Raw genomic sequence first — 13,955 nt, forward strand, 5'->3', positions numbered from 1 at the left:
GGGGGTGGTCGGAAACAGCCCCAGCGGGGGTCACGCCCGCCCCCACGGGGAGGGGGCTTGACCCGCGATGGGGCGATGCGATTTACGGCAGCGCGTAGGCCATTACATAGTCGCCACGATCAGTCGACTGGCGCGCACCACCAGCGGTGATGACCACGTACTGCTTGCCGGTTTTCGGCGACACATAAGTCATCGGGCCGCCCTGGCTGCCGACCGGCAGGCGGGCTTTCCATACTTCTTCACCGTTGGCGCTGTTGAAGGCGCGCAGGTAGAAGTCCTGGGTGCCGGCAATGAACACCAGGCCGCCCTGGGTCGACAGGGTGCCACCGAGGGTCGGCAGGCCAACTTTGATCGGCAGGTGCATGCGGATGCCCAGGGGGCCGGTGTCTTCGACGGTGCCGACCGGCACTTGCCAGGCAACCTTGCGGGTCTTCATGTCGATAGCAGTGAGGGTACCGAAGGGCGGCGCCTGGCACGGAATCCCGGCCACCGACAGGAAGCGGTTCTTGTTCACCGCATACGGCGTGCCTTTGAGCGGTACGGCGCCCATGCCGGTGTTCAACGCTTCACCACCGGAGGCGGCCTGGCCCTTGTTCTGCGACGGGATCATCTGAATCCACAGGCCCAGGCGCATGTCGTTGACGAAGATAAACCCATGCACCGGGTCAGTGGAGATGCTGCCCCAGTTCATGCCACCCAGCGAGCCCGGGAAGCTCAGCGACAGGTCGGTGCCCGGTGCGGTGTAAAGGCCGTCGTAGCGCATCTTCTTGAAGTCGATGCGGCACAGCAGTTGGTCATACGGTGTGGCGCCCCACATGTCCGACTCGGTCAGTTGCTGGGCGCCGATCTGCGGCATGCCCACCGATTTGGGCTGGGTTGGCGAGTACGGCTCATTGGGGATGTTGCCCGGCTTGACCGGCGTTTCGACCACTTCGGTCAGCGGCTTGCCGCTGGCGCGGTCGAGCACGTAGATCTGCCCGGCCTTGGTGCCGATGACCAGCGCCGGCACCGACTGGCCGTCGGCCTTGGTGAAGTCGATCAGGCTTGGCTGCATCGGCAGGTCGAAGTCCCAGAGGTCGTTGTGCACGGTCTGGTACACCCACTTCTCTTCGCCGCTGGTTGCGTCCAGGGCCAGCACCGAAGCGCCGTACTTGTGGTTCAGCTCGGTACGCTCGACGCCATAGATGTCGGTGGACGAGCTGCCCATCGGCAGGAACAGGGTGTTCATCGCCGGGTCATAGGACATCGGCGCCCAGCTGTTGGGGGTGCTGCGCACGTAGGTGTTGTCGCCAGTCGGCGCATTGCGATCTTGCGGATTGCCCGGATCGAAGGCCCAGCGCATTTGCCCGCTGATCACGTCAAAGCCACGGATCACACCGCCTGGCATATCGGTCTGGACGTTGTCGGCGACCCGGCCGCCGACCACCACCGTGGTGCCGGCCATCAGTGGCGCCGAGGAGAGCTGGTAGAAAGAGTCCGGAACGTTGCCCAGGCCAGCCTTGAGGTCGACCTGACCATTGTTGCCAAAGCCCTGGCAGAACTCACCGGTATCGGCATCGACCGCGATCAGGCGGGCGTCAATGGTGTTGGTCAGCAGGCGGCGCTGGCAGTTGGCACCGGCCGGCACGCTGGCGGCGATGATCGGTGAGCTGTTGGGCTGGGTCGGCTGGGCGATCGGCGCGCTGGCATCGAAATAGGCCATGCCGCGGCAACGCTGCCAGACCGCCGACTTGGCGTTGATCGGGTTCTTCCACAGCTCTTTGCCGGTGTCGGCATCGAGGGCGATCAGGTTGTTGTGCGGGGTGCAGATGAACACCTTGTTGCCGACCTGCAGCGGCGTCAGTTGGTCTTCGGCACCGTTGCCGTCGCTGATCGCCACGTCACCGGTGTGGTAGGTCCAGGCCACTTTCAGCTTGTCGACGTTGCTGCGGTTGATCTGGTCCAGGGCAGCGAAGCGGCTGCCGCCTTCGGTGTTGCCGTAGTGGGCCCAGTCTTTTTGCGCTTTGGCCGGGTCGACCGCGGTCAGGCCCGGGCCGTCACCGGTGGGGGCAACGCTTGGGTGGGCGACGAACATATTGCCGGCCGCCACCGCCAGGGCGATTGCCAGCACTGCGGCCAGGCCATAGGCACCACGGCCTGGCGCGGCACCGGCGGCACGCTTGAGCAGCGGGTAGACCAACGTCACCGCCAGGCCCATCGCGCCGAACATGAACAGGCGCGAGAACAGTGGCCAGAACACCAGGCCGACATCGGCCACTGCCCAGATCGCGGTAGCGACCAGGAAGATGGCGAACAACCAGGCGCCGGCCAGCTTGCGGCAGGCGATCAGCAGCCCGGAGAGGGCCATCAGCAGGCCACCGAGCAGGAAGTACCAGGAACCACCGAGGCTGACCAGCTTCACGCCACCGGCGGCGAGCGCAAGGCCGAGCAGAGCGATGATCACGCCCAGGCCAACCAGGATGAATGTTGAGGCGCCAGTGGCGCGCGGTGAGTGCGTCATATCGAAAAGAACTCGAAGGAGGGAGTGGCTGAATTTTATACCCTTAGCAAGCTAATTAACAAGTTGGTACATAATTCTGCGCGGGTTGTGGTGATGCCCAAATCAGGGCAAATGCCCTCTCCCGCTGGGGGAGAGGGCGGGTATCAGACTTAAGTATCAGTGATGTCACGGTCCTTGGTTTCCGGCAGGAAGAAGGTGCCGAGAATCGCCGTCATCACCGCGATGACGATCGGGTACCAGAGCCCGTAGTAGATATCGCCGGTGGCGGCGACCATGGCAAAGGCCACGGTTGGCAGGAAGCCGCCGAACCAGCCGTTGCCGATGTGGTAGGGCAGTGACATCGAGGTGTAGCGGATGCGGGTCGGGAACAGCTCCACCAGCCAGGCGGCGATCGGGCCGTAGACCATGGTCACGTAGATCACCAGGATGGTCAGCAGCAGCAAGACCATCGGGTAGTTGGTCTTGGCCGGGTCGGCTTTTTCCGGGTAGCCGGCATCCTTCAGCGCCGTACCCATGGTGGCGATGAAGGCGTCGTTCCTGGCCTTGAAATCGGCGGCCGGCATACCGGTGCCCTCAAAGCTCTGGATCACCTTGTCGCCGATATGGATCTGCGCGACGCTGCCCGGCTCTGCCTTGATGTTGGAGTAGGGGATGGCTTTTTTCGCCAGCACGCTCTTGGCCAGGTCGCAGGAGCTGGTGAATTTAGCCTTGCCCACCGGGTCGAACTGGAACGAGCACTGGTCGGGGTCAGCCACCACCGTCACCGGGTTCTTCTCCTGGGCAATGAACACGTCGGGGTTACCGTATTCGGTCAGCGCCTTGAAGATCGGGAAGTAGGTCAGCGCGGCGATGATGCAGCCGGCCATGATGATGCCCTTGCGGCCGATGCGGTCCGAAAGGCTGCCGAACAGGATGAAGAACGGTGTGCCGATCAGCAGCGAGCCGGCAATCAGCAGGTTGGCGGTTTGCGGGTCGATCTTGAGCATCTGCAACAGAAAGAACAGCGCGTAGAACTGCCCGGTGTACCACACCACCGCCTGGCCGGCAGTACCGCCGAGCAGGGCCATGATGACGATCTTGAGGTTGTCCCAGCGGGCGAAGGACTCGGTCAGCGGCGCCTTGGAGGCCTTGCCTTCGGCTTTCATCTTCTGGAACACCGGCGACTCGCTCAGTTGCAGGCGGATGTACACCGAGACGATCAGCAGCAGGATCGACAGCAGGAACGGAATCCGCCAGCCCCAGGCCTCGAACGCCTCGGTGCCGAGAAGGGTACGGCAGGCGAGGATCACCAGCAGCGACAGAAACAGCCCCAGGGTTGCGGTGGTCTGAATCCACGAGGTGAAGTAACCACGCTTGCCCTTGGGCGCATGCTCGGCGACGTAGGTTGCCGCACCGCCGTACTCACCGCCCAGGGCCAGGCCTTGCAGCAGGCGCAGGGTGATCAGGATGATCGGCGCGGCCACGCCGATGGTGGCGTAGTCGGGTAGCAAACCGACCACGGCGGTGGAGATACCCATGATCACGATGGTGATCAAAAAGGTGTACTTGCGCCCGATCATGTCCCCGAGCCGGCCGAACACAATCGCGCCGAATGGCCGTACGGCAAAGCCTGCGGCGAAGGCGAGGAGGGCGAAGATGAACGACGTGGTCTCGTTGACCCCGGCGAAGAAGTGCTTGGCGATGATCGCGGCGAGCGAGCCGTAGAGGTAGAAGTCGTACCACTCGAACACCGTGCCCAGGGACGAGGCGAAAATCACCTTGCGCTCTTCCTTGGTGATCCTGCGGTTGGGCGCGCTGCCCGTGGTTGTATTGTCGATTGCCGCCATGAGTCTTCTCCGTCTTGTGCTTGTAGGCCGGAGTTCCCACTATCCTTGCCGCACCCAGGCCTTGGGGTGATGTCATCGGATTGCGCAAATCATGAACACAGACTGACGGCCTCGCATTGCTGCAAGGTTTCTTGAAGCATAATCAGGTTTGCCTGGATATCCACTTTGCTGTCAGTTTGATTGGCTCGTGCTCAGCTCCCAACCCTGTGGGAGCCGGCCTTGCCGGCGATGAGGCCTGTCCTGCGCCTATTTATCCGTTGCTGAGTTTCAGCAGTCCTGCGCCCATCATCAGCCATGCGAAGCCAATAATTGACAACCAGGACGAGATGATCATTTTACGTTTTAGATAAAGTGGAAATTCCGAAATCTCTACCGGGTCCAGAACCCCTTTGCGGATGCCGAGATGCGGTCTGAGCAGGGCACCGCAAATGCTACCGACGACAAGCGTACGTGACTTTACGCTGGTGATTCCCCATATGTTGACTTGCTGATGAAGCCAGGGGCTATTTTCAAGAGCCTTAAGCATGACCTTGAAGTGTCGGCTACATGCGATATAGACGCCAATGCCCAAGCCAGATAAACACAATACGAAGGGGGTCAGGCCAAAAGCAATTTGAGCCTCCAGAGGCCAAGCTTTCAGGTCGATCATAGACGAACCTCCTAGATCATCTCACTCATGTGTTCTCCAAACAGACCGCCTCCATAACCGCCGGCGCATCATGAAATTGGCTTCCTCAGCACTCAGCGCAGTGCCGCCGGTGGCAGTCATCGCACGAGGAGGGGAAAAAAACGGGGGATGGCGTCCTTGTCATGCGCAGGTTCCTTGGGCAAAGAGCCCCGGAACCTAGCACTGGCATTCACGCCTTGACGCACCGCTGGACGTAACCGGAAACGTCCCACGGTAAAATAGGATTTATCGTCCTGTGAGTGGCTCGCGGCGATGGCCTGCTCACTCGAACAATATTTCAGAGGCCATTTGCGGATACTCGGCCTGCAGCGTGGCCAGGCACTTCTGCATCAGTTCGGCGTCTCTGGGCAAGCGCCTGGCAAAAGCCTCCCAGCCACTGAGCTGCAACTGTCGAGGCATCTGCACAAGCCCGCTGATCGCATCCCAGAAGGCATCCCAGTTACAGCCATACCAATCGGGAAAACCGAGGGCGTCCTTTAACAGGTGATGCAATTGCCTGGCGCTGGTCACCTGGCCCAGATCAATCCTTACCACCTGCACGCGGCTCAATTGAAATGCCCCAGGTAAGTGAGCGTGGCGGTGCTTTGTGGTTGCCGCAGATTGGCCTGATCTGCAGAGCGGCGGTCGCCGTAAATTGCGTTGTCGCCGACGATGATAAAGTGGCTGAACCCGCCCAGAGACCGGGAACACAATTGCGCTTTCTGCGCCTCGTCGGCCATCAGGCTCTGCACATATTCCAGCGACTCATCCAGCTCGACGAAGTCCGAATCCATGAACCACTCAAGCTCCTGGGCAAGCTGCCAGGACGGATTGCGCTCTTCCCACGCGGCGAATTCGCCAGCACTCGCGCTGGCGGGCGGCTCGGGCTGCCATTGCTCGAGAGCGAACTGGCGGGCGTGCGTTTGGCTTTCGAAGGTGGCGGCGAAGAGGTGGAAGGGGTAGTAGCCTGGATTGTCCATAATCTGCCTTGCTGACTGGCCGGAAAGGGGCTGCAGGTTACCAGTGATCGATGTTCAGGATTACGACCGCTTCGCGCTCGATCGCTGGCAAGCCAGATCCTAAAACCAACCAAAATGCCTGGCCAACAACTAAACCTGCATATTCAACTTTGTCAGGGTGACGTTCTTGAACAGATCATCCTCTATCAATTCCGACACACCGCCTGCAGACATTTTGAACGAGATAAACGCCATGCTCTCGACCGGCACGCGTTGTAAAGCGCTGATCAGGAAACTGGCGGCAAAGCCGTGGGTTACGATAATTGTGCAGTCAACGTCAGATTCCAGTGTTGCGACAAAGTCGTAAATTCGACGTGCGAATTGCCGCCGGGTTTCAGCCCCGTCGCAAATCGCATGGTCCATGCGCTCGCTGGATTTCTCGGCGCAAGGTTTCATGATGCTGTCATGCAGCGCCTGGTCCATGCCCTCATGAGCGCCGAACGACATCTCGCGCAACCGTGCGTCGAGGCTCAGCTCAAGCTCCAGGGCATCGGCAACTATTGTTGCGGTCTGTTTACAACGCAGCAGGTCAGAAGAGTAAATTGCCGGGCTTTTTGAAAACCCCTGGGTGGTAAAAAACCTGGCCAGGGCGTGGGCCTGTTCAATTCCTTTAGGTGTTAGCCTGGAATCAAACCAGCCGCCGACAAGGTTATCGATGTGATGTTGTGCCTGTCCGTGGGTAACAATGTAATACCGCTTCATAGGTAGTTCACTTTTCTTCCATTCGTAAGTGTTCGCTGACAGGGCGACGATTGTGCCAGAGCAGGCAGTTTGCAGCGATAAAGCGACGCCAGCACGACGTAATACGGACAAAAAACGCATTCCCCGGACAGATCGCGCAGTGATTCGCCAATCCGGGCTTTTTGCAATATTCAGTCGCAGGTCAGCCCGCAATAGTAGCCAGCCCAACGTGACTTCCATGAGGCTGCATCGTGTATCAACGACTGTTGTGTTCGCTGTCCGTTTTGAGCCTGTCCATCGCTGCCGCCCAGGCCGCTAGCCCGCTCGCAGAAGGTGCGCCGCTGGATACCCCGCGCCTGGCGCGTATCGACAATTTTCGTGATATCGCCGGCACCACCCATGCCTATTCCACCGCCCACGACGGTACGATGCGCAGCGGCGTGTTCTACCGCTCCAACGCCCTGACGCCGTCGGCCGCAGACCTGGCCACGCTCAACGGCCTGGGCATCCAGGCGATCTACGACCTGCGCACGCCGGACGAGATTGCCGCGACCCCCGATACCCTGATCGAGGGTGCGCGCTATCGCAACATCGACATCATCGGCAACAACACCTCTGGCGCCGACATCACCCGTGTCAGCTTCACCAGTGCTGCCGATGCCATTACCATGATGCAGGAAACCAACCGTGCCTTCGTCAACGATGCCGGCATGCGTGGCCAGTTCACCACGCTGTTCAACGAGCTGGCGGCAGGCGAGGGTGCGGCGCTGTTCCACTGTACCGCCGGCAAGGACCGCACCGGCTGGACCGCCGCAGTGTTGCTGAGCATCGCCGGGGTCGACAGTGCGACGATCATGGACAACTACCTGGCCACCAACGATTACACCGCGGCGCGCGTGGCAGCGACCCTGGCGCATATGCCGCCGAGCATGGCGGCGATCTATGCGCCGCTGCTGGCCGTCGATCCCAGCTACCTGCAAGCCGGCCTCGACCAGGTCAGCGCCCAGTACGGCAGCATGGACAACTACCTGAAAGAGGGCCTGGGTCTGTCCCAGGAGACCCTCTACGTACTGCGGGCCAAGATGGTGTCCTACAACAGCCTGCCCGGACAAGTAGGCCTGCTCGGCAACGCTGCGGCCGGTGCGCAGTTGTTGCAGCAGTTGCAGGACAGCAGCCTGTCGGGCACCTACAGCGCCTACAACTACTACCTGCAGTCGGCCATCGATGCCGGTGACCTGGCTGGCGTCGAGTCCAGGGTCGGCGGCCAGGTGCATGCCGACGCTGCCAGTTACCTGTTACGCCAGGGCGCGCTGCTCGACCGCGCCGCAGCGCCCTACAGCCGTGGCACTGAGCTCAAGGTCGGCCAGTACCGCTTGTGGAGCACCGCCCTGGCCGGCTACCTGGGCACCGATGGCTCAAGCCATGCCGCCAGCAGCAACGAACACAGCCAGGGCCTGATGATCGGCCTGACCCAGCGCTTTTCCGAGCAGTTCAGCGGCCACGCCGGTTTTGGCTACAGCCGTGGCAATGTCGGCGGCGCGGGCGGTGAGGCGGACACCGACCTGACCTTCTTCACGGCTGGTGCGCGCTACGCTCCCGCGGGACTTGAGCGTGGCCTGTTCGTCGACGCCGACCTCAGCGCCGGCTGGCTCGACTACGCCAGCAAGCGCGAGCTGGGTGCCGGGCTGGGCACGGCCAAAGGCGACAGCCATGGCACCCTCAGCGGCGCCAGCCTGGCCCTGGGCTACCGCGCACCAGTAAGCGGCATCACGCTGGAGCCAAGCCTGGGCCTGCGCATCAGTCACCTGGACCTCTCGGGCTTCAACGAAAAAGGCAGCGAACTGGCCCTTGAGGTCGATGGCATCCAGCAAACCCGGCGCAGCGCATTCGCCAATCTCGATGTTGCACTCGGCGCCATCGACCTGGGTGGCTGGCACCTGGTGCCGGGCGTGCAGGTGGGCTACGAGCATGTGCTGGGCGATCACCAGGTCGACAGCCAGGGCCACCTGCTGGGCCTGGACATCGAACAGCGCGCCGCCTTCGACAACCGCGATCAGTTCACTGCCGGGGTCAACCTGATGGCCAGCCTGGGTGCGCTGAGCGTCGGTGCCGAAGTCGGCGCCAGCAATGGCGGTGACAGCCACGGCGCCAGTGGCAGCCTCAAGGCCAGCTACTTGTTCTGACGTTCAGCCGGGCCAGCCCTGCGTCGCTGGCCCGCGCCGTTGCGCACATCGGCAGGGCTGACGCCGAAGGCACCGTGAAAGTACTGACAGAACCTGCCGACATTGCTGAAGCCAAACGCCAGCGCTACCTCGGTGACCGACGCCACGCCGCGTTGGCGCAGCGCATGGTGGGCGTGTTCCAGGCGCACCTGGCGCTGGTAGGCGACGATCGACAAACCCATGAAGCGCCGAAAACCGTCCTGCAAGGCACGCAGGCTGACGTTGCACATTCGCGCAAGCTCGGTGCCGCTGACCTGGCTATGTGGATGGGCCTGAAGGTACTCGATGGCCAGCTTCACATGTCGCGGCGCGATCATCGGCGCCGGGCGCTGCAGGGCCTGGCTGAAGTTGTGCGGCCAGATTTCGAGCAGCGCATCGACGAGCATTTCCTGCAAGCGCGCCGGCATCAGCGCCCCGGCATGCAGCAGCAGGTCGAACTGGCTGCCGGTGGCCAGCTCCACCAGGGCCCTGATGCCCTGCAGGTGGGCCAGCGGCACCACAGGCTCAAAATACAGCCTGCCGAGTATCGGCTTGCCGAGCAGTGTTGCCAGCCGTTCGGTGAACAACGCCCGGCGGATCGAGATGCCGCACTGGTCGTGGTCATCCATCAAGCGCATCGAGCGCACATCGGCCTTGTCGATCGCCAGGCCCATGTGCCGAAAGCCCGCCGCGTCACGATCGGGGTTAAGGATCAGGGTGCCGGAGGAGGGGATGACGAAGGTGATTTCATCCTGGGATTCGGGAAAACAGAAGGTGAAGTCGCCGCGATAGTGCATGCGCCGAAAGCTCACGCCGTCATGGCGGCCATAGACGCCACCGATGCTGATGTCGCCAGGCAGCGGCGGGGTATCGGCGTACAGATTGCCGAACAGGCTACTGAACACGGCGCCGAAGTCGTCGCTGTGCATGCTGTCTGAGCGCAGGATGATCTGCTTGCGGGTCATGCTTGAATACACCTTCAGGGTCGCCATGCGTGCGGGGTGTTGGGCGGAAAGCTTCAGGAGGTTAGCAGTTGGGCGTGTCAGCGGCGTGACCAAAATGGGCGAGGCCCTCTTGTGTGTTCTGGGGCTCGGTTAACCATTTGTCGGACATAATGCACTTTTGCCACCCCCCTCTGGTCAGCCCGGTTTTCCCTGCTTAACTGATCTGGGCTGCCAGGCAGGCAGTTATGCGCCCAGGGAGGGTTTCATACCCGTTGCACCTCGGTAAACCTTGTCCAACCGGGCATGGCCGTACCGGACCGCAGCGTCTTCGCCGCAGGCAATCTGCGCGTGACGCCAGCGCGGAGGTTGCAACGCCGTTCGCCTACATCCAACTGCGCGCCAGGGAAGTCGCCCGCCAGAAACAGCCACGCGCTTGTTTCCACTCATTGTTTGCAATGGAGGCACCATGACTGACTCACTACAAGCACCTGTAATAGGACTCTTCCCCCTGTCCTATGTCATCGGCACCGATGCACCCGGCGCTCAGCGCCTGGTTCTCGACCTGCTGGTGCATCCGTCTGACCGCACCTTGCGCGGCAGCGCCCAGCTTACCCAGGCCACCAACCCACCGCTGGACCTGCACCTGGACGTCTGGGGCACCTACAGCTATCAGCTGTTCCTGCCGCCGAGCCCGAGCAATATCCTCATCACCCTGCAAGGTAACCACGGCGGCCCGACGGCCAATTCGCCGATCATCTTCAGCCTGCACCTGGCGGTGGGGTCGGACTGGCAAAAAGGCCAGGCCGGTTACCGCTACCGGAGCAACCAGGGGCAATGGATCGTGGTCGAGGCGCCAGCGCAGCGGGAAGACACCCGTATCAAGGCCTTCGGTAACCACGATATCCAGGCGCTGTTGCACACTGCGACCCTTGAGGCGGCCATCGCCACCGGCGATGTCGCCCACCTCAAGGCACTGGCTGCCGGTGATGCGGGCGCAGCCCTGAACACCGCCATCGATTCGACCAAAAGCGCTTCCGGCAAGGCCGGCAAGTCCAGCCGCGCCTGACCAGACAAGGAGTCGTACCATGCCCGCAATCGGACTGTTCCACACCCGCCTCAACGTGCGCACCGGCCTGCTCGGCGCACCTGTCCTGACCCTCGATCTGCTGGTCAACACCGTGCAGAAGAAGATCACCGGTGTGGCCAGCATCTTTGCTGCCACCTACCCGCCGCTGAACTTCCATGCCGATGTCTGGGGAGATTATTCGGACCTCAAGCTCGGCCTCAAAGGTGAGGGGCATATTGTTATCAACCTCACCGGCAGCCCGAGTGGCCCGTTCAGCACCCTGGAGCAGACCTTCCATCTGCACGGGATCCTCGACGCCAAGTGGGCCAGCGGCACCGCCAGCTATCGCTACCTGCGCCCGGATGGCGGCGGCTGGCAAGTGGTACCGCATGCCAACGTACGCCAGGCGCCGACCGAGACTCACCAGAGCCAGAAGGATCTCAGCGAACGTAGCCGCAGCCGCCTGCAGGCGGCGATTGGTCAGCTGGAAAGCGCGTAAAGGCGCGTGACAAGAGGGCAGCCCGGTAGCCCGGGCTGCTTATCGACTGCATCCAGGCGCTGCCCAACAAGGCTGCATCGGCGACAACGCTGACGATGGCTGCCGATTCAGCAGGGCGACGACTTTGAGCGCTTGGTGGCGGGTTTGCCCGAGTAATTGCGTCAGGCACAAGACTTCCCGGTGAAAACCCGGATAATGGCGGCCAAATCGTTTTGCTCGTATGGTATTCCCGCATGGAAATCAAGGTTAACTTTCTCGACAACCTTCGACTTGAAGCCAAGTTCGATGACTTCACGGTGGTGGCCGATCAACCGATCCGCTACAAGGGCGATGGCTCGGCACCGGGGCCGTTCGATTACTTCCTGGCTTCGTCGGCCCTGTGCGCGGCGTACTTCGTAAAGCTGTACTGCCAGACCCGCGATATCCCCACCGATAACATTCGCCTGTCGCAGAACAACATTGTCGACCCAGAGAACCGCTACAAGCAGATCTTCAAGATCCAGGTCGAGTTGCCGGCCGATATCAGCGAGAAAGACCGCCAGGGCATCCTGCGCTCCATCGATCGCTGCACGGTGAAAAAGGTGGTGCAGACCGGCCCCGACTTCGTCATCGAAGAAGTGGAAAACCTCGATGCCAACGCCCAGGCGCTGCTGATGCTCGACCCGTCTTCGGACACCAGCACCTTCATCGCCGGCAAGGACCTGCCTCTGGAGCAGACCATCGCCAACATGTCGGGGATTCTTGCCGGCCTGGGGATGAAGATCGAAATCGCCTCCTGGCGCAACATCGTGCCCAATGTCTGGTCGCTGCACATTCGCGATGCGCAGTCGCCGATGTGCTTTACCAACGGCAAGGGCGCCACCAAAGAGGGCGCGCTGGCCTCGGCGCTGGGCGAGTTCATCGAGCGGCTCAACTGCAACTTCTTCTACAACGATCAGTTCTGGGGCGAAGACATCGCCAATGCCGAATTCGTCCACTACCCCGACGAGCGCTGGTTCAAGCCTGGCCGTAAAGATGCGCTGCCGGCGGAGATCCTCGACCAATACTGCCGCGAAATCTACAACCCCGATGGCGAGCTGTGCGGTTCGCACCTGTACGACACCAACTCGGGCAATATCGAGCGCGGCATCTGCTCGCTGCCGTTCGTGCGCCAGTCTGACGGCGAGGTGGTGTACTTCCCCTCCAACCTGATCGAGAACCTGTACCTGAGCAACGGCATGAGCGCCGGCAACACCCTGGCCGAAGCCCAGGTGCAGTGCCTGTCGGAGATCTTCGAGCGCGCGGTCAAGCGTGAAATCCTCGAAGGCGAACTGGCCCTGCCGGATGTACCGCAGGAGGTGCTGGCCAAGTACCCGGGCATTCTCGCCGGCATACAAGGCCTGGAAGAGCAGGGCTTCCCGGTGCTGGTCAAGGATGCCTCGCTTGGCGGCGCCTTCCCGGTGATGTGCGTGACCTTGATGAACCCGCGCACCGGCGGCGTGTTCGCCTCGTTCGGCGCCCACCCAAGCTTCGAAGTGGCGCTGGAGCGCAGCCTCACCGAGCTGCTGCAGGGTCGCAGTTTCGAAGGCCTCAACGACCTGCCGCAGCCAACGTTCGAAAGCCACGCGGTGACCGAGCCGAACAACTTTGTCGAGCACTTCATCGACTCCAGCGGTGTGGTGTCGTGGCGCTTCTTCAGCGCCAAGGCCGACTTCGAGTTCGTCGAGTGGGACTTCTCGGCCGAAGGTGACAACGCCAACGCCGAAGAAGCCGCGGCGCTGTTCGGCATCCTCGAGGACATGGGCAAGGAAGTCTACATGGCGGTGTACCAGCACCTGGGCGCCACGGCCTGCCGCATCCTGGTGCCGGACTACTCGGAAATCTACCCGGTGGACGACCTGATCTGGGACAACACCAACAAGGCGCTGTTCTTCCGCGAAGACATCCTCAACCTGCACCGCCTGGATGACGAGGCGTTGCAGTCGCTGGTCGAGCGCCTGGAAGAGAGCGAGCTTGACGATTACACCGACATCACCACCCTGATCGGCATCGACTTCGACGACAACACCGCCTGGGGCCAACTGACCATCCTCGAACTGAAGCTGCTGATCCACCTGGCCTTGCAGCAGTTCGAGCCGGCCAAGGAACTGGTCGAAACCTTCCTGCAGTTCAATGACAACACCGTCGAGCGCGGCCTGTTCTACCAGGCGGTGAACGTGGTGCTTGAAGTGGCCATGGACGACGAGCTGGAGCTGGCCAACTACGAAGCCAACTTCCGCCGTATGTTTGGCAACCCGCGCATGGACGCGGTGCTCGGCTCGGTGGACGGCAGTGTGCGCTTCCATGGCCTGACGCCGACCAGCATGAAGCTCGAAGGCCTGGACCGTCACCAGCGCCTGATCGACAGCTACAAGAAGCTGCACGCGGCACGGGCCAAAGTGGCCAACCTGTCGCGCTAAAAGGCGCCAGCAAAAACAGCACCTTCGGGTGCTGTTTTTGTTTATGCGCCCCGGTTATAGCCATGTAGCCAACGGGTCTTGCCGCTCAAACGCTGGGCCTTGCCGGATCAGGGG

General features: G+C 61.9%; 11 protein-coding genes. 4 read left to right on the forward strand and 7 right to left on the reverse strand.

Annotation, left to right across the window (positions count from 1 at the left end):
* Window positions 1–82 precede the first annotated feature (82 nt).
* The 6 genes from ABIE20_RS26330 to ABIE20_RS26355 form a co-directional block, all read right to left on the reverse strand.
* Window positions 83–2,500 (reverse strand): glucose/quinate/shikimate family membrane-bound PQQ-dependent dehydrogenase, encoded by a 2,418-nt coding sequence (locus ABIE20_RS26330; RefSeq protein WP_429508403.1) that lies wholly within the window; start codon window positions 2,498–2,500, stop codon window positions 83–85.
* A 149-nt stretch (window positions 2,501–2,649) separates the two neighbouring features.
* Entirely contained in the window at window positions 2,650–4,326 is a 1,677-nt protein-coding gene (locus ABIE20_RS26335; RefSeq protein WP_429508405.1) for an MFS transporter, read from the reverse strand.
* Window positions 4,327–4,576: 250 nt separating this feature from the next.
* Window positions 4,577–4,975, reverse strand: coding sequence for a hypothetical protein (locus ABIE20_RS26340; RefSeq protein ID WP_429508407.1), 399 nt, complete (start codon window positions 4,973–4,975; stop codon window positions 4,577–4,579).
* Window positions 4,976–5,275: 300 nt separating this feature from the next.
* On the reverse strand, window positions 5,276–5,563 hold the full coding sequence (locus tag ABIE20_RS26345; RefSeq protein ID WP_429508409.1) for a barstar family protein: 288 nt from the start codon (window positions 5,561–5,563) through the stop codon (window positions 5,276–5,278).
* On the reverse strand, window positions 5,560–5,973 hold the full coding sequence (locus ABIE20_RS26350) for a hypothetical protein (protein WP_429508410.1): 414 nt from the start codon (window positions 5,971–5,973) through the stop codon (window positions 5,560–5,562). Before ABIE20_RS26350 ends, ABIE20_RS26345 begins: the two co-directional genes overlap by 4 nt.
* Before the next feature lie 129 nt (window positions 5,974–6,102).
* On the reverse strand, window positions 6,103–6,933 hold the full coding sequence (locus ABIE20_RS26355; RefSeq protein ID WP_429508411.1) for a histidine phosphatase family protein: 831 nt from the start codon (window positions 6,931–6,933) through the stop codon (window positions 6,103–6,105).
* Between the two features lie 11 nt (window positions 6,934–6,944).
* On the opposite strand from ABIE20_RS26355, the gene ABIE20_RS26360 reads away from it, so the two are divergent.
* Complete coding sequence (locus ABIE20_RS26360; protein WP_429508413.1) at window positions 6,945–8,876, forward strand: tyrosine-protein phosphatase; 1,932 nt, start codon at window positions 6,945–6,947, stop codon at window positions 8,874–8,876.
* Here ABIE20_RS26360 and ABIE20_RS26365 read toward each other — a convergent pair.
* Window positions 8,864–9,859, reverse strand: coding sequence for a helix-turn-helix domain-containing protein (locus ABIE20_RS26365; protein ID WP_429508414.1), 996 nt, complete (start codon window positions 9,857–9,859; stop codon window positions 8,864–8,866). The genes ABIE20_RS26360 and ABIE20_RS26365 overlap by 13 nt on opposite strands.
* Window positions 9,860–10,304: 445 nt before the next feature.
* Here ABIE20_RS26365 and ABIE20_RS26370 point away from each other — a divergent pair, with 445 nt between their 5' ends.
* From ABIE20_RS26370 to ABIE20_RS26380, 3 genes are all read left to right on the forward strand, one after another.
* Window positions 10,305–10,904: a DUF1842 domain-containing protein gene (locus ABIE20_RS26370; protein WP_429508415.1), complete on the forward strand. Its 600-nt coding sequence runs from the start codon at window positions 10,305–10,307 to the stop codon at window positions 10,902–10,904.
* A 19-nt stretch (window positions 10,905–10,923) separates the two neighbouring features.
* The gene (locus tag ABIE20_RS26375) at window positions 10,924–11,403 is read left to right on the forward strand and encodes a DUF1842 domain-containing protein (protein ID WP_429508416.1); all 480 of its coding nucleotides are present in this window, start codon (window positions 10,924–10,926) and stop codon (window positions 11,401–11,403) included.
* A 233-nt stretch (window positions 11,404–11,636) separates the two neighbouring features.
* Entirely contained in the window at window positions 11,637–13,841 is a 2,205-nt protein-coding gene (locus tag ABIE20_RS26380) for an OsmC domain/YcaO domain-containing protein (RefSeq protein ID WP_429508417.1), read from the forward strand.
* Window positions 13,842–13,955: the final 114 nt, after the last annotated feature.

Origin of the sequence: Pseudomonas sp. 2835, from assembly GCF_050435905.1 — a bacterium.
In the GTDB taxonomy this organism is placed as follows: domain Bacteria; phylum Pseudomonadota; class Gammaproteobacteria; order Pseudomonadales; family Pseudomonadaceae; genus Aquipseudomonas.